Genomic DNA, 26,124 nt, shown 5'->3' on the forward strand with positions numbered 1-26,124 from the left:
AGTGGTGGGCATTCCCGCGGAATGCATGGTGTTTTTGCTCATGGGGGGAGCGTATCTAAGGAGCAGGATCAAGCAAGCAGGAAAGTGGGATCAAGAGACGATCGTCTCATTTTTCCTGTGTCAATACTGTTCCGGTGAATACTTACGTTTTGTCCATGGGGATCACGCAGAGCGCCTGCCAATGGGAGAGGAGCTGCCAGCTCAAGTCTTCCAGCTGCTGGTAGGGAATCTTGCGTGCCAGAAAATGGCGAACCGCCTGTGCCAGCGGGTCGGCGTGTTGGGTTATGTAATCATGACAGGTCACCGGCTCCTCCTTCTGGTTCTGCTCCCCGATGCGTGGCACACATCGGGGAGCAGAGTATAGAAAAAGAGACCGGTGACCCGTTCAGGGACGCGGTGGAATGTGATCCGGGCCGCGTTATTTGTCCGCGAGCAGCACCACTTTCTTCAGGATGATGGGGCTGGTGGGGACGTCGTTGGCACGCAGGATGGAGCTGTAGCCGGTCTGGACCTGGGCCAGTTTGTCCAGCACCTCCATCCCCTTCACAACCTGGCCGAACACGGTGTAACCGGCGCCGGCATTGGCGTTGAGGTTGTCGTTGTCCACCAGATTGAAATAGAACTGGCGAGTGGCGCTGTCGACCGCCTGGGTGCGGGCCATGGCGATGGTACCGCGCTTGTTGGGCAGGCCGCCTCTGGACTCGTTGACCACGGGATCGAAGGTCGGCAGGGGCTGGAACTGCTGGTTGTAGCCCCCACCCTGCACCACGAAGTTCTGGATCACCCGGTGGAACAGGCTGCCGTCATAGCTGCCGTCTGCCACGTAGCGCAGGAAGTTCTTCACGGTCTGGGGTGCCTGTTTGGGGGCCAGCTCCACGACGATGGTGCCATGGTTGGTCTCCATCTGGACTTTTTGACCGGCAAAAGCCAGGGGGGCGATTAAGGTGATCAGTAACCAGAGTTTCTTCATTTATATGTCCTCGCTCAGCTCGGCTGGCCCTTGAGATAACCGCGCAGCGCCTCGTCGGCCATGATCTGCTGCAGCACGCTGCCCAGTTGCTGGTTCAGGGTGGATTCCAGATCGGCCATGCTCGGCTCGCCCGGGCTCTCTTTGCTGGAGGACATGTTGAACTGCTTGGTCAGCTTGCTGCCCTGGAAGTCGGCAATCACCTGCAGGCTGACGCGGGACTTGGTGACATAGGTGAAGGTCTTCTCTTCCACGGTGACGGCGGCAGTGGAGATGGCCAGCGTCAGGTTGGTGGTGCCGCTGTTGCCCACTTCCAGGCCCTGGCTGCGCAGCCCTTCCGCCAGTTTTTCAGCCAGCAGGCTGTTGAGAGGCTGACTGCTGTTCACCAGCACAGGAGCCTTCTCTTTCTTCTTGATGGAGAAGACATAGGCGGCTTCACGCTTGTCCACCCCTTCCATGGTGATGCGGTTGCCGGAGTAGTACTGCTGGTTGGAGGGGATGACTTGCGGGTTGAGCAGGGCGCTCTCGGGCCAGTGAGTAGCACAACCGCCCAATACCAGAGCAGCCAGCAGCAAGAGTGACTTTTTCATCATGGGTTTCCTTTAGCTTTATCTTTAGCGTTTGATGGCTTTCAAAATAACGAATTTGCTGTTCGACGCAACGACTTGTGCGTTGCCAAACAGGCGCTTGAGTTTGTTGTGATAGTCCAGATGACGGTTGCCTACTATCCAGAGTTCGCCCCCCTGAGGCAACACCCGGTGGGCATCGCTGAACATCTGCCAGGCGATGTGATCGGTGATCGCCTGCAACTGATGGAAGGGGGGATTGCAGAGGATCCTGTCCGCTGCCCCGACGGGAACGTCATCGAGACAGTTGTTGACCATGAAGTGGGCACGGGGCAGGGCATCGGGCAGGTTGTGCTCGACGTTGAGCCGTGCGGACGCCACCGCCATCCGGGATTCGTCGATGAAGGTCACCTCCACCTCGCTGTCCCGCGCGAGCAGGGAGAGCCCGAGCACGCCGTTGCCACAGCCCAGATCGATCACTCTACGGGCACTGTGGATGGGCAGGTTGTCCAGCATGAAGCGGGCGCCGATATCCAGGCTGGTGCGCGAGAAGACGTTGGCATGGTTGTGGATGAGCATGTCGGTGCCTTCCAGCGGCCAGACGGTCGGGAAGGGACTGGTCAGGGACGGGCGCTCGGCGGCCGGGGTGCAATGAATGAGGCGCGCCTTCTTCCAGGCGAGCGAGGTGCGGGTCTCTCCCAGATACTTCTCGAACAGCTTGAGGGTGGATGTGTGGATGTCCTTGGCCTTGCCGGCAGCAATGATGCGGGTCGCGGGGGTCACGACCCCGCGCAGGGCAAGCAGTTGCTGCTCCAGCAGCGCCTGATACTTGGAGACCTTGATCACCACCAGGGCGGGGGCATCGGGCAGGGGGGCCAGGGCATCCTGCAGGGTGATGGCGTGGGGATCCAGCCCGTTTTCCGCCAGATTGGCCAGGGTGGCCCGCTCGCTGATGTGGGAGTCGGTCACGCAGACGGGGTCGTGGGCATGCAGGTAGCCTGCCAGGGCGCCGAAGCCGTCGTTCATGATGATGACGGGGCCGTCAGGTGCCTGCTGCGATTCGGCAAGGTGGCTTATCAGATACTCGTCCGCCGCATCCCAGGCCTGCAGGGGGTCCTGGCTCTGCCGCGGGTAACGATACAGGGTCAGGCGGCAGTGGGCCGTGTCGAGCAGGGTTTGCATAGGCAAGAGTCCAACGTGTGATTGATGAATGGCGACCGTCTGCCCCGTGTTGCCCGGCAGCGGTGAAAGTGGCGCTATTCTAGCGGCGGCGGAGAAATTCACCAGTCCGGTGCGGCGAGAGCGAGCGGATCCTTCGTACCTGATGCATCGGGCGCACAACCCTGGCTACAATGGCCGGATATTCAACGAGGAGTCCTTACCGTGAGCATGCAACAACAGATAGAGGCCAAGCTGGCCGCCGCGCTCTCCCCGAGCCACCTGGAAGTGATCAATGAAAGCTACATGCACAGGGTGGCACCGGGCTCCGAAAGCCACTTCAAGGTAGTTGTGGTGAGCCAGGCGTTTGAGGGACAGCGTTTGCTGGGGCGCCATCGTCAGGTGAACGGGGTGCTGGCCGACGAGCTGGCGGGAGCCATTCATGCATTGGCGCTGCATACCTATACCGAATCCGAGTGGCAGGCCCGGGAGCAGGCGCCAAAGACGCCGGGTTGCGTCAGCAAATCCCCCTTTGCGTGAGCCGTTGGACCTTCTGATGGCGCCTTCCTCGGGCCATTAACAGCGCTATCACGAATGGTGTGCCGCCAGGGATGAGGGGTGTAGCATTATTTTTTCTAATCCTTTTCCTTACGCCTGAAAAATACCTCTATATGGTTAGTTTTGCGAAAAGTCCTTTAAAACCACGGTTTGCAAGGACGTGCGCGAAATATTCAGTGAAGGTTAATTTTGTGATAGGGCGGGGATTTTCCCCATTTGGCGTGGCGGCTAACTCGCCTAAGGTGGTAAACTCAGGCGCTTTTGAATGATCCTGTATGTTGCTGATTTGTTTATTTCTTCGACAGCTTTCCGCGATGTTGACGGGCTCATTCAACAACTCGTCGTGATGTATTTCTCGGCGCTAACCAACCTGTCTTCCCTTAACGGTAGTGCAAGTGAGTATGATTACAATTAAAAGAGGACTGGACATCCCCGTGCTGGGTGCTCCGGAGCAAGTAATCTACGATGGCCCGGCCATCACCCGTGTTGCTACACTCGGCGAAGAGTTCGTGGGGATGCGTCCTACTATGTTTGTCAAAGTAGGTGATCGCGTCATTAAAGGTCAGGAGCTCTTCGAAGATAAGAAGAATCCCGGCGTTAAATTCACGGCCCCTGCCACCGGTGTGGTTTCTGAGATCAACCGTGGTGCCAAGCGTGTTCTCCAGTCCGTCGTCATCGACATCGATGGGTCCGACGAGCAGGTGACCTTTGAGCATTTTGCCTCCGCCGAGCTGGCACAGCTCGAGCGCAGCAAGGTGCAGGAAATCCTGGTTGCATCAGGCCAATGGACCGCGCTGCGTACCCGCCCGTTCAGCAAGGTACCGGCCGTGGGTTCCACCCCGCGCGCCATCTTCGTCACCGCCATGGACACCAACCCGCTGGCCGCCAGTGCGGAGCTGATCATCAAGGAACAGGCCCAGGCCTTCCTCGACGGTCTGGCCGTGCTGACCCGCCTGACCGATGGTACCGTCCACGTCTGCAAGGGCGAAGCCAGCCTGCCGCACTCCTCCTTGGCCCAGGTCAAGGAAGCCGTGTTCGTCGGTCCGCATCCCGCCGGTCTGCCGGGTACCCACATCCACTTCCTGGATCCGGTCGGTGCCAACAAGGTGCAGTGGCACATCAACTATCAGGACGTGATCGCTTACGGCAAGCTGTTCACCACCGGCCAGATCTTCACCGACAAGGTGATCTCCCTGGCTGGCCCGAACGTCATCAAGCCGCGTCTGCTGCGTACCCGTCTGGGTGCCAGCCTCAGCCAGCTGACCAACAACGAGCTGCGTGCGGACGAAAACCGCATCATCTCCGGTTCCCTGCTGAGCGGTGCCAAGGCCGAAGGGGTCCATGACTACCTGGGTCGCTTCCACAACCAGGTGAGCGTGCTGGGCGAAGGCCGTGAGAAAGAGTTCATGGGCTGGGTCAAACCCAGTGCCAACAAGTTCTCCATCACCCGTACCACCCTCTCTCACCTGATGAAGGGCAAACTCATCAACTTCACTACCACCACCAACGGTAGTGATCGCTCCATGGTGCCTATCGGCAACTATGAGCGTGTGATGCCGCTCGACATCCTGCCGACCCTGCTGCTGCGGGATCTGATCTCCGGTGACACCGACAGCGCGCAGGCGCTCGGCTGCCTGGAGCTGGATGAGGAAGATTTGGCGCTCTGTACCTTCGTCTGCCCCGGCAAGACAGAGTACGGCCCCGTCTTGCGTGAGTGCCTGACCAAGATCGAACTGGAAGGTTAAGCGATGAGTTTCAAGCAACTTCTTGAAAATATGGAACATCACTTCGAGCCGGGTGGCAAGTACGCCAAGTACTATGCCCTGTTCGAAGCGGCGTACACCCTGTTTTATACCCCGGGTTCCGTGACCCGCAATGCCGCCCACGTCCGTGATGCGATCGATCTGAAGCGCATGATGATCATGGTGTGGCTGGCCGTGTTCCCGGCCATGTTCTGGGGCATGTACAACGTCGGCAACCAGTCCATCGCCGCCATCGCCCACATGGGCAGCGCGGCCGGTGCCGATTCCTGGCAATACGCCCTGGCCACCCTGTTCGGTGCCTCGCTGGATCCGGCCGTCGCCGGCATCGGCAGCAAGATGCTGATCGGTGCGGCGCACTTCTTCCCGATCTACATCACCGTCTTCATCGTCGGTGGTTTCTGGGAAGTGTTGTTCGCCATGGTGCGCAAGCACGAGATCAACGAAGGCTTCTTCGTGACCTCCATCCTGTTCGCCCTGATCGTGCCGCCCGAGCTGCCCCTGTGGCAAGCTGCCCTGGGTATCACCTTCGGTGTGGTGCTGGCCAAGGAAGTGTTCGGTGGTACCGGCAAAAACTTCCTGAACCCGGCGCTGGCGGGTCGTGCCTTCCTGTTCTTCGCCTACCCGGGTCAAATCTCCGGTGATGCGGTCTGGGTTGCCGTTGACGGCTTCTCCGGCGCAACCGCACTGAGCCAGTGGGCCCAGGGCGGCCAGATGGCGCTGATCAACGGTGCCACCGGTGAAGCCATCAGCTGGATGGATGCCTTCCTTGGCAACCTGCCCGGTTCCATCGGTGAAGTTTCCACCCTGATGATCCTCATCGGCGCAGCCATGATCGTCTACATGCGCATCGCCTCCTGGCGCATCATCGCCGGCGTCATGGTCGGCATGGTCGCGACCTCCCTGCTGTTCAACGTCATCGGCTCCGATACCAACCCCATGTTCAGCATGCCGTGGCACTGGCACCTGGTGCTGGGTGGTTTCGCGTTCGGCATGGCCTTCATGGCGACCGACCCCGTTTCCGCTGCCTTCACCAACAAGGGAAAGTGGTGGTATGGCGCCCTGATCGGCGTGATGGTGGTGCTGATCCGGGTAGTGAACCCTGCATTCCCGGAAGGCATGATGCTGGCCATTCTGTTCGCCAACCTGTTTGCCCCCTTGTTTGACCATTTCGTGGCGCAGGCGAACATCAAGCGGAGGATCGCACGTGGCGTTTAATAAAGACTCTACTACCGGCACCCTCGCCGTAGTGACCGGTCTGTGTCTGGTCTGCTCCATCGTGGTCTCCGTGGCTGCCGTGGGTCTGCGTCCGGCCCAGCTGGAAAACAAGGCACTGGACAAGCAAAGCAACATCCTGTCCGTCGCCGGCGTCGACATCAGCGCCGTGGCCAAGCGTGATCTGGCCCAGCTCTATGGCGACAAGATTGAAGCGCGTCTGGTGGATCTGACCACTGGTGAGTTCGTTGACGGCGACGCCGACAACTTCGACACCAAGGTTGCCGCCAAGGATCCGGCCAAGAGCATCCGTCTGGCCCCGGCCGACGACAAGGCCGGCCTGCGTCAGATCTCCAAGCTGGTTCCCGTGTTCTTCGCGAAAGATGCCGAAGGCAAGGTCGACAACATCATCCTGCCGATCTACGGCCAGGGTCTGTGGTCCACCATGTACGCCTTCGTAGCGGTCGCGGCCGATGGTCAGACCATCAAGGGCATCACCTACTATGACCACGGTGAAACCCCGGGTCTGGGTGGCGAGATCGAGAACCCGGCCTGGCGCGAGCTGTTCGTCGGCAAGAAGCTGTTCGACCAGAACGGTCAGCCTGCGCTGCGGGTGATCAAGGGCCATGCTCCGGCTGGTTCCGAGCATGAAATCGACGGCCTGTCTGGTGCAACCCTGACCGGTAATGGTGTACAGCACACCTTCGACTTCTGGATGGGCCCCAAGGGCTTCGGTCCCTTCCTGGCCAAGGTACGTGCAGGAGAAATCAACAATGGCTGACAAGAGCGAAATGAAAAAGTTGCTGTTGACGCCTGTGCTCGGCAACAACCCCATCGCACTGCAGGTGCTGGGTGTCTGTTCCGCGCTGGCCGTTACCAGCCAGATGAAGACGGCGTTCGTGATGACGCTGGCCGTTACCGCGGTCACCGCCTTCTCCAACCTGTTCATCTCCCTGATCCGCAACCAGATCCCGAACAGCGTGCGGATCATCGCCCAGATGGCGGTGATTGCCTCGCTGGTTATCGTGGTTGACCAGGTGCTCAAGGCGTATGCCTATGACATCTCCAAGCAACTGTCGGTGTTCGTCGGCCTCATCATCACCAACTGTATCGTGATGGGTCGTGCCGAAGCCTACGCCATGAAGAGTGCCCCGCTGCCCTCCTTCCTGGACGGTATCGGCAACGGTCTGGGTTATGGCGCCGTGCTGCTGACCGTGGCCACCGTGCGCGAGATCCTGGGTTCCGGCACCTGGTTCGGCATCGAGCTGCTGCCGCTGGTGAACAATGGTGGCTGGTATGTGCCCAACGGCCTGCTGCTGCTGCCGCCGAGTGCGTTCTTCATCATTGGTCTGATCATCTGGGGCGTGCGCACCAAGGATCCCAAGCAGGTGGAGGCGAAGGATTAAGGTATGGAACACTATATCAGTCTGTTGATTCGCTCGATCTTCATCGAGAACCTGGCGCTCTCCTTCTTCCTGGGGATGTGTACCTTCCTGGCGGTGTCCAAGAAGGTCAAGACCGCCATGGGTCTGGGGATTGCCGTTATCGTGGTTCAGACCGTGGCCGTCCCGGCCAACAACCTGATCTACAACTACGTGCTCAAAGACGGTGCCCTGGTATCCGGTCTGGATCTGAGCTTCCTGAGCTTCATCACCTTCATCGGGGTGATCGCGGCCCTGGTACAGATCCTGGAGATGGCGCTGGACAAGTACTTCCCGGCCCTCTACAACGCCCTCGGTATCTTCCTGCCGCTCATCACCGTGAACTGCGCCATCTTCGGCGGCGTCTCCTTCATGGTGCAGCGTGACTACAACTTCGTTGAGTCCGTGGTCTATGGCGTGGGTTCGGGTGCAGGCTGGATGCTGGCCATCGTCGCGATGGCAGGGATCCGCGAGAAGATGAAATATTCCGATGTTCCGGAAGGCCTGCGCGGCCTCGGCATCACCTTCATCACCGCGGGTCTGATGGCGCTGGGCTTCATGTCCTTCTCTGGTATTTCCCTGTAATCGGAAAGGAAATATAGATGGAAATTATTCTGGGTGTGGTCATGTTCACCGTGATCCTGCTGGCCTTGGTGGCAGTCATTCTGTTCGCCAAGTCCAAGCTGGTGACCGCCGGTGACGTGACAATCAGCATCAACGGCGACCCGGCCAAGGCTGTGACCAGCCCGGCGGGTGGCAAGCTGCTTGGCGTGCTCGCCGGCAGTGGTATCTTCGTCTCCTCCGCCTGTGGCGGCGGTGGCTCCTGTGGTCAGTGCAAGGTGCGTGTGAAATCCGGCGGCGGCGACATCCTGCCGACCGAGCTGGATCACATCAGCAAGGGCGAAGCCCGTCATGGGGAGCGTCTGGCCTGCCAGGTCACCGTGCGTTCCGACATGGACATCGAGCTGCCGGAAGAGATCTTCGGCGTGAAGAAGTGGGACTGTACCGTCATCTCCAATGACAACAAGGCCACCTTCATCAAGGAGCTCAAACTGCAGATCCCCGATGGCGAGAGCGTGCCGTTCCGCGCCGGTGGTTATATCCAGATCGAAGCGCCTGCCCACCACGTGCAGTACAAGAACTTCGATATTCCCGAGGAGTATCGTGGCGACTGGGATCGCTTCAAGATCTTCGAGCTGGAGTCCAAGGTCAACGAGCCGATCATTCGTGCCTACTCCATGGCGAACTATCCGGAAGAGTTCGGCATCATCATGCTGAACGTGCGGATCGCAACTCCGCCGCCCAGCAACTGGACTGCCCCTCCCGGCCAGATGTCTTCCTACATCTTCAGCCTGAAGGCCGGTGACAAGGTGACCATCTCCGGTCCGTTCGGCGAGTTCTTCGCCAAGGACACCGACGCCGAAATGGTGTTCGTCGGTGGTGGTGCGGGTATGGCGCCGATGCGCTCCCACATCTTCGACCAGCTGCGCCGTCTGAAGACCAAGCGCAAGATGAGCTTCTGGTACGGTGCCCGTTCCAAGCGCGAGATGTTCTATGTCGAAGACTTCGACATGCTGCAGGCCGAGAACGACAACTTCCAGTGGCACGTCGCCCTGTCCGATCCGCAACCGGAAGACAACTGGGATGGCTACACTGGCTTCATCCACAACGTGTTGTTCGAGAACTACCTCAAGAACCACGAGGCGCCTGAGGATTGCGAGTTCTACATGTGCGGGCCTCCCGTGATGAACGCCGCCGTCATCAACATGCTGAAAAACCTCGGTGTTGAAGACGAGAACATCCTGCTGGATGACTTCGGTGGTTAATCCATGCACAGCGTTGTAAAGACCTGGCTAGCCTTCGGGCTAGCCTTTTTCTTGACTGGGTGCGGTCAGGAAACGGTCCAATCGAAGCCGGAGATCCACATCACCGGCAGCACCATGGGTACCTACTACTCCATCAAGGTGGCAGATAGCGCTGTTCAGGATGCCGCCAGGCTGCAAGCCGAGGTTGACGTCTTGCTGGAGCGGGTCAACGATCAGATGTCGACCTATCGCCCGGATTCCGAGCTGTCACGCTTCAACCAGCACAAGAGCAATACCCCTGTGGTGGTTTCCCGCGATACCGCACGGGTGGTAACCGAGGCCATTCACATTGGCCGCGATAGCCGCGGGGCGCTGGACGTCACCGTCGGTCCTCTGGTCAATCTGTGGGGCTTTGGGCCGGATGCCAGACCGACCAAGGTGCCGTCCGACGAGCTGATCGCCCAGACCCGGCAGAAGACGGGCCTTGGCAATCTGCATGTGATAACCTCTGCCGATGCCGATACCCTGCAAAAGGACATCCCGGACCTCTATGTGGATCTCTCCGCCATTGCCAAGGGGTTTGGCGTGGACAAGGTGGCCGAGTACCTGGAGTCCCAGGGGGCGCGCAACTATCTGGTGGAGATAGGCGGCGAGCTGCGCATCAACGGTGTCAATGGCAAGGGGCATCCCTGGCGTGTCGCCATCGAGAAGCCGACCGTCAATGCCGGTTCAGTACAGGAGGTGATCCTGCCCGGTGACAACGGGGTGGCCACCTCGGGCGAGTACCGCAACTATTACGAGCTGGACGGCAAGCGCTTCTCCCACACCATGGATCCGCTGACGGGCAAGCCCATCCAGCACCGCCTGGTGTCGGTGACCGTCATCCACCCCTCCTGCATGACTGCAGACGGGTTGGCGACCGTGTTTATGGTCATGGGGCCGGAGAAGAGCCTGGCCTATGCCAAGGAACGGGGGCTGGCCATCTTCACCATCACCAAGACGGATGACGGGTTCGAAGAGGCCTATTCGGATGCCTTCAAACCCTATCTGGTCAAGAAGTAAGGGGTAACTACATGCAGATCTTTCTGATCACCTTCGGGGTGTTTCTGATGGTCGTGGTGGCCATGGCCATCGGCTACATTTTCCAGCGCAAGTCCATCTCCGGCTCCTGTGGCGGCCTGGGTTCCATCGGGATCGAGAAGGAGTGCGACTGCCCCGAGCCTTGCGACAACCGCAAGAAGAAGATGGCCAAGGAAGAGGCCCGTCGCAAGATGCTGGTGGACAACCGCATCATCTAACGGCGGATATCGCTCTGAAGGCAGCCTTGCAACGAAACGAGCCGACCCCTGGGTCGGCTCGTTTTTTATGTGGCATGGGGTCAGTAGTCATATTGGCTGCATGCCTTTGCCTTGAACTCTTTCTTTCGCTTTGCCAGCTCCTCTCTGGTGCCCAGTTCATCCCCTTGCTGTATGGCTTTTTCCAAGGCGGCGATGCGCTGATAGAGCCAGTTGCACTCCGCAGTCGGGTGATCCTTGCTCGTGCCCGTCAGCGGCAGCAGCAGGCCCAGCAGCGGCCAGAATCTTCTCATCCTGCACCTCCCAGCCCCCGCAAATGGGAGCCCTGAGAGTCTATGCCCTAGCCCGCGCTGGCGCGCTGGCAGAAATGACAGGCTTGGGGTAGCATGGAACGTTCAACTGGTTATTCATACAGTATTTTTGTCGTTCGACACGCCTCCTCGCCGGATGCCCAGGGTCTATCCCTATGATCTGTTCGGGAGGCTGTCGACACAGCAACAGACACGGCCATGCGCAAGATCATTCACATCGACATGGACTGCTTCTTCGCCGCGGTGGAGATGCGGGACAACCCGGCCCTCAGGGAGGTGCCGCTCGCCATCGGTGGCGCCGCCGACCGACGCGGGGTCATCTCCACCTGCAACTACGTGGCGCGCCGCTTCGGGGTGCGCTCTGCCATGCCGAGCGCCCTGGCCAGAAAGCTCTGTCCGCCATTGGTGCTGATCCCCGGGCGGATGGCCGTCTACAAAGAAACTTCGCGCCAGTTGCGCGCCATCTTCCTGCGCTACACCGAGCAGGTGGAGCCGCTCTCCCTCGATGAAGCCTATCTCGACGTGACCCAGAGTCCCCGCTGCGGTGGCAGCGCCACCCTGATGGCGGCGGAGATCCGTGCCGCCATCAGCGCCGAGCTTGGGCTGACTGCCTCGGCCGGTGTGGCGCCGAACAAGTTTCTGGCCAAGCTCGCCTCGGAGCAGCGCAAGCCTGACGGCCTGTTCGTCATTCGCCCCCAGGAGGTGGACGAGTTCGTGCGCCAGCTCCCTCTTGGCAAGCTGCCCGGCATCGGCCGCAAGACGGCAGAGCGGCTGGAGTCCCTCGGGCTGTATTCGTGCGAAGATGCCCGCCAGCTCGGCAACGAGGAGCTGATTGCCCGTTTCGGCAAGCTCGGGGAGATGCTGGCCGGCCGCATCTGGGGGCATGACGATCAGCCGGTGCAGGCCCGGCGGGTGCGCAAGAGCATCGGTGTGGAGACGACGCTCGCCAGCGACGTGCTGGACGAGGACGCCTGCTGGCAGGTGCTCAGCCGGCTCATTCCCGAGCTGGAGCAGCGTTTTGCCAAGGCCTGCCCTGCGGAGATGCTGATGGGGCAGGGGATCAAGCTGAAGTTTGCCGATTTTCACCAGACCACCGTTTATCGCAAGGGGAGTTATCAGGCGGCACGTTTCCACGATCTGCTGCACGAGGGACTGCAACGGGCTCAAGGAAAGCCCATTCGCCTGCTCGGTCTGGTCGTTGGTTTGCCCGGAGCGGGTGAAATCAATCAATTAAGCCTGGATTTCTGCTGATTTAGTTAAGTTTTTGTATCCAAAACCGATACAGTGTTCACATCTGTAGACGTTAGGAAATAGTGGCATGAGTTCTCTTTCTGTTCAGGGACGGATCACCCTGATCGCCGGTTGCTGTCTGCTGGCCAGTGCCGTCGCGCTGGTGGCTTCTTCTCTTTTCAACGCGGCCCGCATGCAGGAGCAGGTGCTCACCTCCACCACCCTGGAGGGGCTGCACGCGGCAGAAAACTGGATGCAGGCCATGGGGGCGACCCAGGCAGCCCGGGTGACCAGCTACCTCGATGAGGCTTACTTCAGGGCGACCCTGCTTGCCGAGGGTATCTTGTTCCAGCGCAAGAACGCGGCCGACAACTTCGTTCACTCCGAGGCGCTGCGCAATGCCGTCAACCAGCAGTTGCAGGATGCGGCGGAGTCGTCAGCGAACCTGCTCGGTGTCTATGCGGTATTCGAACCCAACCAGCTCGACGGGGAGGATGACAACTATCAGGGGTCGACGGCGCTCGGGGCCAACGACAAGGGGCGTTTCTCCAGCTATTGGGCCAGGGTCGATGGCAAGGTGACCCTGGAGGTGATGGACGAGGCGATACTGGCCAACGACAAGCCCTCCGGACACGGCGGCCTTGAGAACGACTGGTACAGTTGCAGCATCCGCAGCAAGGCGCTCTGTCTGCTCGAACCCTATGTGGACGAGGTGGGGACCCAGCAGGTGTTGATGACCTCGGTAACCGTGCCGCTGCTGGACCAGGGCTCCCTGCTTGGCATGGTGGGGGTCGACATCTCCCTGGGGACCCTGCAGAGCCTGGTGGAAGAGATGGGCCGGACCCTCTACAAGGGGCAGGGCAAGGTGCTTCTGCTCAGCAGTGAAGGGCGGGTGGCCGGCGTGGAAGGGTTCCCCGTCGCCCTTGGCAATCTGCTGGAGCAGCAAGGGCTGGCGCAGGATCTCAAGGGGTGGCTGACCAAGGGAGATGTGGTGACGCGCTGGAGCCCGGATGGCGCACTGTTGCAGACCTTCGTGCCGGTCAGCATGCGCGGTACGGATCGCAAGTGGGGCACCTATATCGAGCTGCCCCGCGCCGTGGTGCTCGCCTCGGCCCTGCAACTGCAAGGGGAGCTTGAGGATCAGGCCCAGCGCATCGTGGCCACCCAGCTCACGATAGGTGGCGGGATTTCGGCGCTCGCCCTGCTCTGCATCTGGCTGATGGCCCAGCGCATCGTGGCGCCCATCCGTGCCGTGGTGGCACGCCTCAAGGACATCGCCAGCGGGGAGGGGGATCTCACCCAGCGCATCGATCTGCGCAGGGATGACGAGATAGGCGAGCTGGCCAAGTGGTTCAACAACTTCCTGGACAAACTGCAATCCACCATCAGCCAGGTGATCGACACTGTTGCGGGCACTCGGGCCAGTGCGGCCCTGGCGGCGCAAGGGGCAGCCCGTACCAGCGCCGGCATGCAGTCCCAGTATCAGGAGGTGGATCTGGTGGCGACCGCGTTTGAAGAGTTGAGCGCTACCGCCCTGCAGGTCGCCGGCAATGCCAATGCGGCGGTGGCGGCGGCCGATGAGGCCGACACGGCGGCTCAGGAGGGCAAGTCCGTGGTGGCGCAGACCCAGGAGGCCATGTCCAGACTGATGACGGTGATAAGCGACGCCAAACCAGTGGTGGAACACCTCTCCGCCAACAGCGACAACATCAACGACATCCTGGTGGTGATCCAGGGGATTGCCGAGCAGACCAACCTGCTTGCCCTGAACGCGGCCATCGAGGCGGCCCGAGCCGGTGAGCAGGGGCGCGGTTTTGCGGTGGTCGCCGACGAGGTGCGCAACCTGGCGGGCCGAACCCAGAACGCCATCGTCGAGATCCAGAACCTCATCGGCCAGTTGCAGTCGGGGACGGAGGCGGTGGTGAAGGCGATCCTGACCGGTCATCACCAGGCGGATCTGACCCTCACCAAGGTGGAGCAGTCGGTCAGCGTGCTGGAGCAGATCATCCAGGCTGTCGGCACCATCCACCAGATGAACGAGCAGATCGCGAGGGCCGCGCAGGAGCAGAGCGGAGTGGCGGACGAGATCAATCGCAACGTCAGCAACATTCGCGATGTGAGCCATACCATTCGGGCGGAAGCGGCGACCTCCGCTGACAACGGGCGCGAGCTGTCGCAACTGGCGGACAAGCAGCAGCAACTGGTGGGCCAGTTCCGGGTGTAGGGGAGGATAAGAAAAAAGGCGCCATCCAACCGGAGGCGCCAAACACATTCAGATGACAGACTGGGTTAAATCGACCTGATTTAGCCCTTCTTCCCGCAGAGGAAGAAACACAACACCACAATCACTGTCGACTCACTCACAAAAACCACATGTAAACCAACATGGAAGAGAAGGTGTGAGCCATATGACAACGAATTGCGTGGCGAATTATGTTTATTCACTGGTCGACCCGCAACCGACAATTTATAATGCGCCCCATTAGAAAAATTCATCGTCGGCCGATTCCATGTCTCGTCGTTTACCTCCGCTCAATGCACTGAAAGCGTTTGAAGCCGCGGCTCGTCACTTGAGCTTTACCCGCGCAGCAGAAGAGCTGTTCGTGACCCAGGCAGCCATCAGCCACCAGATCAAGGCGCTGGAGGAGTATCTCGGCATCAAGCTGTTTCGCCGCAAGAATCGCTCCCTGCTACTGACCGAGGAGGGGCAGAGCTACTTCCTCGACATCAAGGACATCTTCGCCTCCATCTCCGAGGCGACCGACAAGCTGCTGGCCCGCAGCGCCAAGGGGGCGCTCACCGTCTCCCTGCAGCCGAGCTTCGCCATCCAGTGGCTGGTGCCCCGCCTGGTCAAGTTCAGCGAACGCCACCCGGACATCGATGTGCGGATCAAGGCGGTGGACATGGACGAGGGGTCGCTGACCGACGACGTGGACGTGGCCATCTACTACGGCCGCGGCAACTGGCCGGGTCTTCGTTCGGACAAGCTGCACACCGAGTACCTGATCCCGGTCTGCTCGCCCCTGCTGCTGACCGGCCCCAAGCCCCTGCGCACCCCGGACGATCTGACCCGTCACACCCTGCTGCACGACACCTCCCGGCGCGACTGGAAGGCCTGGTTCCGCCAGCTCGACATCGATGCCCCCAATGTGAATCAGGGGCCCATCTTCAGCCACTCCACCATGGTGATCCAGGCGGCGATCCACGGTCAGGGGGTGGCGCTCGGCCACAGCGTGCTGGCCCAGCCGGAGATAGAGGCGGGTCGTCTCATCTGCCCGTTCGAACAGGTGCTGGTGAGCAAGAACGCTTTCTATCTGGTGTGTCAGGAGCAGCAGTCCGATCAGGGCAAGATAGTGGCCTTCCGTGACTGGATGCTGGAACTGGTGGAGCAGGAAGAGGCCCGCAGGAGTGCCCGCCTTGCCGATGCCTGAGGAGTTGACCTGGTGACTGACCTGACAAGAGAGGGGGCGAGTGACGCCCCCGTTCGCATTCTGCTGGCCCACGGCGCGGGGGCGGGCATGGAGCACCGCTTCCTGGCCGAGTTGTCGCGACTGTTGGCGGGGCCGGAGATCGAGGTGGTGCGCTTCAACTTCCCCTATATGACCAAACGGGCTCAGGACGGCAAACGCAGGCCGCCGGACAGACAACCCGTGCTGCTGGCTCACTGGCGCGAGATGGTGCGCCAGTTTGCCCATCCCCGGCTGTTTCTGGCGGGCAAGTCCATGGGGGGAAGGATGGCGGCCGAGCTGTTTTGCGAGGGGGGCGACGAGATGGATGCTGCAGGATTGATCGTTCTCGGGTATCCTTTCCACCCCCCGGCCAAGCCCGACGCATGGCGGGGCGAGGTGCTCAAGCTGATCACGACGCCCACGCTGCTGCTGCAGGGGGAGCGCGATACCTTCGGTTCCCGCGCCGAGCTGGCCGATTTCCCCTTCTCACCCGCCGTATCGGTCCACTGGCTGACCGACGGGGATCATGGTTTCAAACCGAGAAAGGCGAGCGGTATGAGCGAGCAGGAGAACCTGCGCCTGGCTGCGGAGCGGATCAAGGGTTTTATCGCGGCGGTGGGCCGCTCCTGACCATCTCGAGCGGGTCGAGAGAAGAAGCGTGCAAGGAGAGAAGATGCAGATCCAACGACATTGGCTGGTGCTGGCGGGCTTCTTCGGCCTGACGGCCACCATGCTCGGGGCCTACGGCGCTCACGGGCTGGCGGCGACCGGCATTGCTCCTTCGTTGCTGGCGGCGTTCAACACCGCCGTGCAATACCAGTTTTTCCACGCCCTGGCCCTGCTGGTGCTGGGGTTGTGCGGCGTGCGCGGCAAGGTGATCACCTTCGCGGGCGCCGTCTTTGTGCTGGGGATCCTGGGATTCTCCGGCAGTATTTACGCCATGGTGCTGCTTGGCAGCAAGGGGCTGGGGCTCATCACCCCGGCCGGTGGCCTCTGTTTTATGTTGGGATGGGCGGCTCTGATGTGGGCCGGCTGTCGTCTTGGAGGAAAGAATGAATAATCTGCTGCTTTATTGCCGCCCGGGTTTTGAGAAAGAGGCGGCGGCAGAGATCACCGAGCGTGCCGGCAACATGCAGTGCTACGGCTTTGCCCGGGTCAAGGACGACAGCGGCTATGTGATCTTCGAGTTGTATGACGAGGAGCAGGCCGATCTGCTGGCGCGCAAGCTGCCGTTCCGCGAGCTCATCTTCATTCGCCAGATGCTGGTGGTGACCCACGAGCTGAAAGATCTGGAAATAAGCGATCGGGTCTCTCCCATCCTGGAGGCGGCGAGCGGTTACGCCATTTGCGGTGATCTGCGGGTGGAGACGGCCGATACCAACGAGGCGAAGGAGCTCTCCGCCTTCTGCCGCAAGTTCACCGTGCCGCTTCGCCAGGCGCTGCGCAGCAACGAGATCCTGACCAAGAAGGAGACCCCGAACCGTCCCGTGTTCCACGCCTTCTTCCTGGCCAATGACCACCTGATGCTGGGGTACTCCTACTCCTTCAACAACTCTGCCTTCCACATGGGGATCCCGCGCCTGCGATTCCCGGCCGATGCCCCGAGCCGCTCCAGCCTCAAGCTGGAAGAGGCGTTCTACGTCTTCGTGCCGAAGGAAGAGTGGGACTTGCGCCTGTGCTCCGGCCTGAAGGCCGTGGATCTTGGCGCCTGCCCGGGTGGCTGGACCTATCAGCTGGTGCGTCGTGGCATGATGGTGACGGCGGTGGACAACGGCATGATGGCCCAATCCCTGATGGACACAGGCCAGGTGAAGCACATCCGTGACGATGGTTTCGTGTGGCGGCCGAGCAAGAAGAATACCTACTGGCTGGTGTGCGACATGGTGGACAAGCCGGCGCGAGTGACCCACATGGTGGCCGACTGGTTCAGGGAGAACGACTGTCAGGAAGCCATGTTCAACCTCAAGCTGCCGATGAAGAAGCGCTACGCCGAGGCGGTGCACAACATCGAGGTGCTGCGCGGACTGCTGGCCGACATCGACGGCGGTTTCATCATTCAGGCCAAACAGCTCTATCACGATCGCGAAGAGATCACGGTGCACGTCTACAACAAGTTCTGGGTCTCCAAGCTGTCCCCCAAGTCCTGAAGCTGCATCGGGAACAGGGCATGAAAAAACCGGACGGTGACGTCCGGTTTTTTTGTGTCTGGGTCATCAGAAGCGGTAGTCCAGACGCATCATGGACTCGTCGTCGGTGATCTTCAGCTCAATTTGCAGGGGAATGGTCTTGTCACTGGGGTTGAACTGCATCTTGACGCCATCCCCGCGAAGCTTGACCGAGGTGTTGATGCCGCCAGCGTTGAACTTGATCCTGGGCTTTTGCTTTTCGAAGGAGAGGCTGACGCTCTTCTCTGCCGTGAGGTTCAGCTTCTGATAGGGGGTGATCTGCCGATTGCCGTTGCTGTCGGTGGTGATATCCACCCCCAGAGAGAGCGGCTTGGGCTGTTTGAGCAGATCGTTGGTATCCAGGGTGGATTGCCAGGTCTGCTTGGCTGGCGCTTCGTGCTGGGGAGGCGGCGTCAACCAGGCATTGTCGACTGGCCTGTCTAATGCCGTGGCACTGCTGCTGACGATCAGCAAGATGAAAGTAGCACGCATGGTGGATCTCCTTATCCCTCATATCAACATAGTATTCATCTGGCGAGGGAGGTAGGGAGGCGTTGGCATAAAACAAAGGGAGCCGAAGCTCCCTTTTAAAATCATATGGTTGGACTCTATTTATAGACGGTCGATGATGGCCTGGGTGAATTCGCTGGTGGACGCAGTGCCCCCCAGGTCACGGGTCACCCGAGCACCGGACTCGATGGTCGCCCGCACGGCCTCGCGAATGCGCTCCGCCTTGTCCTGCATGCCGAGATACTCCAGCATCTGGATGGAGGCGAGGATCACCGAGGTGGGGTTGGCGATGTTCTTGCCGGCGATGTCCGGCGCAGAGCCGTGTACCGCTTCGAAGATGGCGGCCCCTTCACCGATGTTGGCGCCTGGCGCCATGCCCAGCCCCCCCACCAGACCGGCACAGAGATCCGAGAGAATGTCGCCGAACAGGTTGGTGGTGACCATCACATCGAAGCGCTCCGGGTACATCACCAGGTTCATGCAGGCGGCGTCGACGATCATCTCCTCGTTCTGGATGTCCGGGTAGCGGGCCGCGACCTGACGGGCCACTTCTAGGAACAGGCCGGAGGTGGACTTGAGGATGTTGGCCTTGTGGATGATGGTGACCTTCTTGCGTCCTTCCTGGCGCGCCAGCTCGAAGGCGAAGGTGACGATGCGCTCGGCCCCTTCCCGGGTGATGATGCTCATCGCCTCGGCGCTCTGGTTGTCATCGCTGCGCTTCTGGCCGGCACCGGAGTACATGCCTTCGGTGTTCTCGCGCACCGTGATGATGTCGATGTTGTCGTAACGGCTCTTGGTGCCCTTGAAGGAGAGGACGGGGCGCACGTTGGCGTAGAGATTGAACTTCTTGCGCAGGGAGACGTTGATGGAGGTGAAGCCACCGCCGACCGGAGTGGTGAGCGGGCCTTTCAGGCTGACCTTGTTCTTCTCGATCAGGTCGAGGGTGGCCTGGGGCAGCAGCTCGCCATGTTTTTCCAGGGCTACCAGACCGGCGTCTGCGTATTCGTAGTCGAAGTCACAACCCGCGTGGGTCAGGATCTGGATGGCGGACTCGATGATGCTGGGGCCGATGCCGTCGCCCGGGATGACGGTAATCTTTCTTTTTGACATGAGGCGTATCCACTTCTAGGGAACAGAGGGGGAGGATTCGTCGGCTTTATACCATTTTTGCACCACATCCTCCATGTTTCTTTACATTTTACCCATTTATGTCAACAGGTACGGCCTGTCTTGGGAAATGGTGTGCTGGGGATCACGCCCCGGCATCAGGGATGGGAGGGTAGCGGATCTCCCGCAGGTTGAACCCGAGCGGGATATCGTGCTGCAGCCGGACCAGGCGTTGGGCCAGCAGGGCCTCTTCCCGGTGCTGGCGCAGCTTGAGCAGGGGTCTGGTGGCCTCCTCCCGCTCACAGGCCTCCAGCATGGCAGCCAGGTCCCCGTATTGCTGCAGCAACTGGGTGGCGGTCTTGGGGCCAATGCCGGGCACCCCCTTGATGTTGGAGCCGCTGATACCGGTCAGGGCCCAGAAGTCCACAAGCTGGGTCGGTGTAACGCCGTACTGCTGCTGGACGAAGGCGGCATCCAGCCAGCGTTTGTTGAAGTAATCCCGCACCCGGATCTGCGGGCAGATGAGCTGGCAGAACCCCTTGTCGGTGGAGATGATGGTGGCGCTGGCGCCGTGCTGGGCAATGCCGCTTGCCAGGGTGGCGATGAGATCGTCCGCCTCGTCGGTCTGGGAGAGCAGGGCATCCACACCGCACTCCCAGAAGGCGTCCTGCAGGTCGGCAAGCCCTTCTCTCAGCTCATCCGGCATGGGGGTGCGGCCCTCCTTGTAGGGGGGATAGAGCGTCTTGCGCCAGCTGTGGACCTCACCGTCAAAGACCGCGATGGCGTGGGTCGGCTTGCTGGCCGCCAGGAGCTTCTTGCAGGTGTTGATGAGGTTGGCACGGGTGGCGAGCAGGGCCTGAGCCGGGGTCAGTCCCTGCTGGCTCTGCACCGCGTGCAGTCGGCGGATGAGGTTGAGGGCATCGATGATGAGCAGGTGTGGCATGGGGCACTCCGGGCGTCGGGGATTGCCATTGTAACAATGGTGGCGTCTCCTGCTAACCCCGTAGAAGACCAGTCAATGAAAGAGGGGCCCATGGGCCCCTCCGGTGCGGTGCATTGTGATGTCCCGACTATTTGACTATCTCGTAGCAGGGAACGTACTGGCTGCCCGGCAGCTTCATGCGCTGCTGCTTGACGAAGCTTTCCAGCAATCTGTCCATCAGGTGCATCAGCTCCTTGTCGCCGTGCAGCTTGAAGGGACCCTTCTTCTCGATGGCCCTGATGCCCCCTTCCTTGACGTTGCCTGCGACGATGCCTGAGAAGGCGCGGCGCAGGTTGGCTGCCAGCAGCTGGGGTGGCTGGTTGCGATGCAGATCCAGGCTGGCCATGCTGGCGTGATCCGGCTCGAACGGCAGCTGGAACTCGGGCTCGATCCGCAGGGACCAGTTGAAGGAGTAGGCATCTCCCACCGACTTGCGGTATTCGCGGATCTTCGGCATCGCCTCCTTCATCACGCGGGCCACCTCGGGCGCATCGCCGATGATGATCCGGTAGAGACTGGTGGCGGCTTCCCCCAGGGTCGCCTTGACGAAGTCGTCGATGGCGCGGAAGTAGTCGGCGCTCTCTTTCGGGCCGGTCAGCACGATGGGGATGGGTTGGCGATCGTTGGCCGGGTGCATCATGATACCGAGCAGGTAGAGCAGCTCCTCGGCAGTTCCGACCCCGCCCGGGAAGATGATGATGCCGTGACCCAGACGCACGAAGGCTTCCAGCCGCTTCTCGATGTCCGGCAGGATCACCAGCTCGTTGACGATGGGGTTCGGCGGTTCGGCGGCGATGATGGAAGGCTCGGTGAGACCGATGTAACGGCCGTTGCGCACCCGCTGCTTGGCGTGGCCGACGGCGGCCCCTTTCATGGGGCCCTCCATGGCACCCGGACCGCAGCCGGTACAGATGTTGAGCTCGCGAAGACCCAGCTCGCTACCCACTGCCCGGGTGTACTGGTATTCCACCTCGTTGATGGAGTGGCCGCCCCAGCAGACCACCAGGTTGGGATCCGCGCCGGGCAGGATCGCCTTGGCGTTGCGCAGGATGGCGAACACCACGTTGGAGATATGGGTGGAGCTGGTCAGGTTGACCAGACGATTGGACTCGAGCTGGGTCGACACATAGAGAATGTCCCGCAGCACGGAGAACAGGTGCTCCTGGATGCCGCGGATGATCTCGCCGTCGACGAAGGCGTGCTCGGGGGCGTTGAACAGCTCGAGCTTGACCCCGCGCTCGCGCCGGATCACGTGAATATCGAAGGATTTGAAACGTTCCAGTATCTCTTTGGAACTGTCGGTATGGCTGCCGGAGTTGAGGACCGCCAGCGAGCAGTTGCGAAACAGTTGATAGATATCGCTGGAGGCCGTCTGCTTGAGGCGATCCACCTCGAGCTGGGACAGCAGGTCCATGCTGCCCACGGGATTGATGTGTGTAATCATAATTTCCCCTTTCACTCGCTTGTTATCGTTGTGCTTTCCCTGGGGAGAAAACGGGATGCTTTGGCATCCCTCGGGTTCGATAGTAGAGGCAAGGGGGTGGGCAGGGGAATAGGGGGACTGTGCGTTTGCCGCTTTTTTAGCCGTCCCTCAAAGCGGATTCAGGCGAGATTGACCTGATCCCGGCCGGAGTGCTTGGAACTGTAGAGCGCCTTGTCGGCGCGCTCGAACGCATCCGTGGTATGGTCGCCGGTCCGAAACAGAGTGGCACCGATGGAGATGGTGATCTCGACCCTGGCATCGCGAAAGCGGAACGGGATGCTCTTGATGGTCTGACGCAGGTTCTCCAGCGGCTTCTGGTACTTGTCCGGATTGATGTTCGGCAGCAAGACCACGAACTCCTCACCGCCAAAGCGGGCGATGAAGTCGGTGTCGCGCAAGGCGTTCTGCAGGGCCTTGGCAACCACCTTCAATGCCTTGTCGCCGGCCATGTGGCCGTAGTTGTCATTGATGTGCTTGAAGTGGTCGATGTCGATGATGGCCAGGCACAGGGGGGTGCCATAGCGTAACCAGCGTTTGTATTCGAGCTCGAGCCGCTCGTCCAGGGCCGCCCGGTTGTGTACCTGGGTCAGGCTGTCGAGGAAGAGCTTGTGTTTCTGGATGCTGAGCCGCTTCTTGTACTCGGCGGTCTCGTCCTTCATCAACCTGAGCTTGGCTTCCATGTTGGAGAGGTGGGTGAGCAGGTGGCGCTCGCGGTTGGCCATCTCCTCCCGCTCCTGCTGCAGCCGGCGGATAGTGTCCAGATGCCCAGAAATGGCGCCCCTGAGTATCTGTGGCGAGTCATGGGCTGCCATGGCGCGATCGATGGCGGCGAGTTCCCGCTCCAGCGCCTGTCCGCTGAGATGGGCGGCATTTTGCAGCGCCCGCCCTTCATCCAGGGATTCGGTAAAGCTGTAATGGACCGAGGAGAGACTCTCGTTCAGGGTGCTGAGAAACGCCTGGGAGGCTTTGCGCTCTTCCCGGGTACCCTCGATGATGAGTTCGATGATCTGCAGGCAGAGTTCGGCCAGCAGGGCAGGGGTGATGCCCCCGAGCAACTGGCGGCGGATGTCTGCGAGGCTCTCGCCCACGGCGCCGGCAAAGTCGAGCTCGGTGATGAGACGCTGCAACTCGTCTGAAATCTGGGCATGTGCCTTGATGTCAAAGGAGTCGGTAGGGGCCGGGCTGGAGAGCTCGGTGGGGATCTCCGCCGAAGGGGGGATCAGCGGCTTGCGCGGCAGCAGCTGGATCTTGATCGCCTGCTGGTAGAACTCCAGCAGCCGGATCACCTTCTTCTGGTGATCGCCGATGCCGTAACTCTCCGGGCTGGCGAGAAACTCCTTGAGGGCGCGGCGGGTATCTTCCGGAAACCCCTTGATGGTTTTGAGCTGTTTGCTGCCGAGATCGATGGCTGCCCGGGTCAGGCTGATGGACTCTTCCATGGTGTGGCTGTGCTGCTGCAACAGCTTCTCGATGGCGATCAGATCGGCATCGATGGAGGTGAGCGGAGGGTTGCCTTCAAGTTTCTGCTTGAGCTTGGCGAGCCGGTTGTCGAGCTCGCGATCGTGGCCGCGACAGGCTTGCATCAACTTGCCGATGAACTGGATACTGCGGGTGCGTTCGGCATCGGAGAAGCTCGCCATGCCGTCAAGCTCCTGCTGTTTCTGCTGGAGGGATTCCCTGAGTCTTGCCAGTTGTCCTGTTACGGCAGCCATATCATTCATTCTTCAGGTCGCCCTGTTGTCATTATCGTTTTTGTTTCGTCCAGCAACAGAAAGCCAATCAAAGACCCCGTTGAGTACCTTTTTGTCACGGATTGTCCGCAACCTTCGTCCGTGAAAGCGCAAGCCAGTTAACCCATTGCTTTTCATGAGAAGAATTTACTTTTACCAGTCCCTTGTCAATTGCCATCAAGCAGCATTGCCACACATCTCCGTTAAAAAATGCGGCCTGCTGGCAATCGATGGCGGCCAGCTCAAGCCAGACGCTCTGCTGGCATTTTTCGCTGAGCTGAATGGCTCCCGAGAGGGCTAGGTAGCAGAGATCGAACAGGCCGTGGTGATCGAGGGCCATGGCCGCCTTGGGCAGGAAGGGATGGCTGACGATGCCGAGGCTGATGCGCCTGTCCAGCGGGTGCTCGCAGGGGAAGGCTGCCAGGGTGTCGAGCAGGGTCTGAGCCAGCTGATGCAACTGGGCCACGTGGCGCTGGGGCACCACATAGAGCAGGTGGCCTTCGCGCAGGTCGTAGATGCGGCCATCTTGCGGGGTCAGTTCGTTGACGTAGCGGCCGAAGGCCTGCTCTATCTCGCGGCTGACCTGATAGCCGTGTTGCTCCAGGCTGTTGATCAGGAAGGGAACCCGGAACAGCAGGTAGTGCAGCTTGTCGTCAAATTCGCTGGTGGGGCGTTCGCTCAGGTACCAGCGCTCGGATTTCTGCTGGCGCTTGGCCATCTCCCGCGGCCAGCGGCTCATCAGTCGCTGCCAGTTGGCCAGGCCGCTGCGCGGCTCTACCAGCAGGGCTTCTCCCAGCTGTTTGGCATGAAGGCGCGCGACCCGCAGTTTCAGCCAGAGGGTGAAGAACAGATAGATGAAGAGTGCCAGCAGCAGCCCGGTGCTGACGCTGGTCCAGAGGTATCGCTCCTGCTGGTGCTGGCTGGCGTCGAGTTGCTGTTCCAGCTCCTTGACCTGTTGCACCCGCTCCACCTGGGCGTAGTTGTCGCGCACCGCCTCCTGCTCCAGCGCCAGCTGTTGCTGGCGAACCAGTTCGCTGCGCTGGTGGTAATTCTTGTAGCTCTCCAGGGCCTGCTGGAGGTAACCCTTCTGCTCATAGGCGACGGAGAGCAGGCGGAAGATCTCGAATTGGCGCCGGATGTCCCCAATCCGGTTGGCCAGGGTGAGAGCGTTCTCCAACTGCAGGATGGCGATGCCCGCCTCCTGCTGCTTGAGGTGCAGCTCTCCCAGCAACAGCAGGGTGTCGATGAGCGACTCCTTGTCATCCCCCAGCTCATGGGACTGGCGTGCGGCGTTCAGGTAGTTTCGCGCCAGGTTGAGATTGCCGGTCTGCAGGTAGGTCTTGCCTATCTCGAACTTGAGATGGGCGATGCGGGTACGGTTGCTGCTCTCGTCCAGCAGGTCGAGGGCATTGAAGAAATAGACCAGCGCCATGTTCATCTCGCCCTGATCCCGGTTGAGACGGGCGAGCACGATCAGGGCGTCGCTCAGCATGGAGGAATTGCCGAGGGCATGAAAATAGTTGGCCGCCTCGCTGGCGTATTGCAGCGCTTTTTGTGGCTCCTGCTCTTCCTGATAGAGGCTGACCATCTGGTTCGAGAGCAGGCCGAGGAAGAGGGGATCCTGCAGGGGCTTGGCTTGCTGTTGTGCTTCGATGTACTCCCCCAGTGCAAGCTGGGGCTGACCCAGAGCCTGATAGAGATCCCCGCCCACGGCGCTGGTCCAGGCCCTGGCCAGAGGCTGTTTGGCGTGATCCGCCCATTTGCGGGTCTCGGCCAGCTGCTGTTTGGCGAGATCGAATTGCCGTTCCTCTATGCTGGCGTTGACGCGCAGCAAGCGGCTGTAGACCTGCAACTGGCTCTCCTTGAGGTCGGGATTGGCCAGCAGTTTGTCGAGTTTGTCGAGCAGGGGGGCCGCGGCGCCATGGGTATGCTGTTGCAGGTTGCGGCTTCTAACCAGCAGATAGAGCCCATGGGCCTGCAGCTCGAACTGCTGCTCTTTCTCGGCCATGGCGATGCCCTGCTCAAAGGACTCCTGTGCCTGGGCGAACTGCCCTAGCTGCTGCAGACACTCCCCCTTGAGCAGATAGGCGCCCGTGGTCTGGGTGGCGGTACCGTAGTTCAGCATCGGCTCGCGATAGCCGTATTCCTGACGGTTGCTGATGATCTGCTTGGGATTGTTAGCCGTGCGTTCGAGGAAGGAGGTGGCAATCTGGGCACATCTGGCGGGATCGGTCAGCACCAGGGTCTGGGCCTGCTGCAGGTCGATGGACAACTGCTCCTTGGCCAGATCCAGATCAGGAGCCGACAGGGAGGACATCATCATTGCCAGAAAAAACAGTTGATTCATTGGATTAAGAACGGCACGGAGGTGCAGGCATGTTATCCAAGCCCACCCCCGCCCGTCCAGAGTTT

The 26,124-nt window shown here is 60.6% G+C and carries 26 protein-coding genes; 15 read left to right on the plus strand and 11 right to left on the minus strand.

All coding sequences use genetic code 11. The features are described from left to right. Positions 1-142 precede the first annotated feature (142 nt). The 4 genes from MUW49_RS19005 to MUW49_RS19020 form a co-directional block, all read right to left on the minus strand. The gene (locus MUW49_RS19005) at positions 143-304 is read right to left on the minus strand and encodes a hypothetical protein (protein ID WP_244813089.1); all 162 of its coding nucleotides are present in this window, start codon (positions 302-304) and stop codon (positions 143-145) included. Positions 305-418: 114 nt separating this feature from the next. Then, positions 419-970: a peptidylprolyl isomerase gene (locus tag MUW49_RS19010; RefSeq protein ID WP_041211273.1), complete on the minus strand. Its 552-nt coding sequence runs from the start codon at positions 968-970 to the stop codon at positions 419-421. Positions 971-984: 14 nt separating this feature from the next. After that, entirely contained in the window at positions 985-1,557 is a 573-nt protein-coding gene (locus tag MUW49_RS19015; RefSeq protein WP_010673362.1) for a YajG family lipoprotein, read from the minus strand. A 24-nt stretch (positions 1,558-1,581) separates the two neighbouring features. Beyond that, entirely contained in the window at positions 1,582-2,715 is a 1,134-nt protein-coding gene (locus MUW49_RS19020; RefSeq protein WP_111896964.1) for a methyltransferase, read from the minus strand. A 207-nt stretch (positions 2,716-2,922) separates the two neighbouring features. Here MUW49_RS19020 and MUW49_RS19025 point away from each other — a divergent pair, with 207 nt between their 5' ends. The 9 genes from MUW49_RS19025 (at position 2,923) to nqrM (ending at position 10,748) form a co-directional block, all read left to right on the plus strand. After that, on the plus strand, positions 2,923-3,231 hold the full coding sequence (locus tag MUW49_RS19025) for a BolA/IbaG family iron-sulfur metabolism protein (RefSeq protein WP_010673364.1): 309 nt from the start codon (positions 2,923-2,925) through the stop codon (positions 3,229-3,231). A gap of 419 nt (positions 3,232-3,650) precedes the next feature. Then, positions 3,651-4,994: a Na(+)-translocating NADH-quinone reductase subunit A gene (locus tag MUW49_RS19030; RefSeq protein ID WP_029313920.1), complete on the plus strand. Its 1,344-nt coding sequence runs from the start codon at positions 3,651-3,653 to the stop codon at positions 4,992-4,994. A gap of 3 nt (positions 4,995-4,997) precedes the next feature. After that, positions 4,998-6,227, plus strand: coding sequence for an NADH:ubiquinone reductase (Na(+)-transporting) subunit B (locus tag MUW49_RS19035; protein WP_010673367.1), 1,230 nt, complete (start codon positions 4,998-5,000; stop codon positions 6,225-6,227). Then, a complete protein-coding gene (locus tag MUW49_RS19040; protein ID WP_039040709.1) occupies positions 6,217-7,005 on the plus strand; it encodes a Na(+)-translocating NADH-quinone reductase subunit C in 789 nt (262 codons plus the stop codon). The genes MUW49_RS19035 and MUW49_RS19040 overlap by 11 nt, the downstream gene beginning before the upstream one ends. Beyond that, positions 6,998-7,630, plus strand: coding sequence for an NADH:ubiquinone reductase (Na(+)-transporting) subunit D (locus MUW49_RS19045; protein ID WP_005303545.1), 633 nt, complete (start codon positions 6,998-7,000; stop codon positions 7,628-7,630). The genes MUW49_RS19040 and MUW49_RS19045 overlap by 8 nt, the downstream gene beginning before the upstream one ends. A 3-nt stretch (positions 7,631-7,633) precedes the next feature. After that, positions 7,634-8,230: an NADH:ubiquinone reductase (Na(+)-transporting) subunit E gene (gene nqrE / locus MUW49_RS19050; protein WP_005303538.1), complete on the plus strand. Its 597-nt coding sequence runs from the start codon at positions 7,634-7,636 to the stop codon at positions 8,228-8,230. 17 nt (positions 8,231-8,247) lie between these two features. Then, a complete protein-coding gene (gene nqrF / locus MUW49_RS19055) occupies positions 8,248-9,471 on the plus strand; it encodes an NADH:ubiquinone reductase (Na(+)-transporting) subunit F (RefSeq protein WP_010673369.1) in 1,224 nt (407 codons plus the stop codon). 3 nt (positions 9,472-9,474) lie between these two features. After that, positions 9,475-10,512 carry an FAD:protein FMN transferase gene (locus MUW49_RS19060; protein WP_109422048.1) on the plus strand — a complete coding sequence of 346 codons (1,038 nt, stop codon included), beginning with the start codon at positions 9,475-9,477 and terminating at the stop codon, positions 10,510-10,512. 11 nt (positions 10,513-10,523) lie between these two features. After that, positions 10,524-10,748 carry a (Na+)-NQR maturation NqrM gene (gene nqrM, locus MUW49_RS19065; RefSeq protein WP_010673371.1) on the plus strand — a complete coding sequence of 75 codons (225 nt, stop codon included), beginning with the start codon at positions 10,524-10,526 and terminating at the stop codon, positions 10,746-10,748. An 80-nt stretch (positions 10,749-10,828) separates the two neighbouring features. On the opposite strand, the gene MUW49_RS19070 is transcribed toward nqrM, so the two are convergent. Then, on the minus strand, positions 10,829-11,038 hold the full coding sequence (locus MUW49_RS19070; protein WP_048208185.1) for a hypothetical protein: 210 nt from the start codon (positions 11,036-11,038) through the stop codon (positions 10,829-10,831). Positions 11,039-11,254: 216 nt separating this feature from the next. On the opposite strand from MUW49_RS19070, the gene dinB reads away from it, so the two are divergent. From dinB to rlmM, 6 genes are all read left to right on the plus strand, one after another. Then, positions 11,255-12,307 carry a DNA polymerase IV gene (dinB, locus tag MUW49_RS19075; RefSeq protein WP_103858145.1) on the plus strand — a complete coding sequence of 351 codons (1,053 nt, stop codon included), beginning with the start codon at positions 11,255-11,257 and terminating at the stop codon, positions 12,305-12,307. 67 nt (positions 12,308-12,374) lie between these two features. After that, positions 12,375-14,510, plus strand: coding sequence for a methyl-accepting chemotaxis protein (locus tag MUW49_RS19080; protein WP_244813090.1), 2,136 nt, complete (start codon positions 12,375-12,377; stop codon positions 14,508-14,510). 286 nt (positions 14,511-14,796) lie between these two features. Continuing rightward, a complete protein-coding gene (locus MUW49_RS19085; RefSeq protein ID WP_103858147.1) occupies positions 14,797-15,717 on the plus strand; it encodes a transcriptional regulator GcvA in 921 nt (306 codons plus the stop codon). Between the two features lie 12 nt (positions 15,718-15,729). Then, positions 15,730-16,365: an alpha/beta fold hydrolase gene (locus tag MUW49_RS19090; RefSeq protein ID WP_103858148.1), complete on the plus strand. Its 636-nt coding sequence runs from the start codon at positions 15,730-15,732 to the stop codon at positions 16,363-16,365. A 43-nt stretch (positions 16,366-16,408) separates the two neighbouring features. After that, complete coding sequence (locus MUW49_RS19095; protein ID WP_010673377.1) at positions 16,409-16,795, plus strand: DUF423 domain-containing protein; 387 nt, start codon at positions 16,409-16,411, stop codon at positions 16,793-16,795. Next, positions 16,788-17,882, plus strand: coding sequence for a 23S rRNA (cytidine(2498)-2'-O)-methyltransferase RlmM (gene rlmM, locus MUW49_RS19100; RefSeq protein ID WP_041214679.1), 1,095 nt, complete (start codon positions 16,788-16,790; stop codon positions 17,880-17,882). The genes MUW49_RS19095 and rlmM overlap by 8 nt, the downstream gene beginning before the upstream one ends. Before the next feature lie 66 nt (positions 17,883-17,948). Here rlmM and MUW49_RS19105 read toward each other — a convergent pair whose 3' ends face one another. From MUW49_RS19105 to MUW49_RS19130, 6 genes are all read right to left on the minus strand, one after another. Then, entirely contained in the window at positions 17,949-18,392 is a 444-nt protein-coding gene (locus MUW49_RS19105; RefSeq protein ID WP_010673379.1) for a hypothetical protein, read from the minus strand. Positions 18,393-18,512: 120 nt separating this feature from the next. After that, the gene (locus MUW49_RS19110; RefSeq protein ID WP_103858150.1) at positions 18,513-19,520 is read right to left on the minus strand and encodes an isocitrate dehydrogenase; all 1,008 of its coding nucleotides are present in this window, start codon (positions 19,518-19,520) and stop codon (positions 18,513-18,515) included. A 142-nt stretch (positions 19,521-19,662) separates the two neighbouring features. Continuing rightward, entirely contained in the window at positions 19,663-20,460 is a 798-nt protein-coding gene (gene xni, locus MUW49_RS19115) for a flap endonuclease Xni (RefSeq protein WP_103858151.1), read from the minus strand. Between the two features lie 127 nt (positions 20,461-20,587). Continuing rightward, on the minus strand, positions 20,588-21,943 hold the full coding sequence (gene ppnN / locus MUW49_RS19120; protein ID WP_010673382.1) for a nucleotide 5'-monophosphate nucleosidase PpnN: 1,356 nt from the start codon (positions 21,941-21,943) through the stop codon (positions 20,588-20,590). 158 nt (positions 21,944-22,101) lie between these two features. Further along, entirely contained in the window at positions 22,102-23,703 is a 1,602-nt protein-coding gene (locus MUW49_RS19125; RefSeq protein WP_134997578.1) for a GGDEF domain-containing protein, read from the minus strand. 85 nt (positions 23,704-23,788) lie between these two features. Further along, a complete protein-coding gene (locus MUW49_RS19130; RefSeq protein WP_103858152.1) occupies positions 23,789-26,059 on the minus strand; it encodes a hypothetical protein in 2,271 nt (756 codons plus the stop codon). Positions 26,060-26,124 lie beyond the last annotated feature (65 nt).

Origin of the sequence: Aeromonas sp. LsrichE-8G, from assembly GCF_022869435.1 — a bacterium.
Lineage (GTDB): Bacteria > Pseudomonadota > Gammaproteobacteria > Enterobacterales > Aeromonadaceae > Aeromonas > Aeromonas caviae.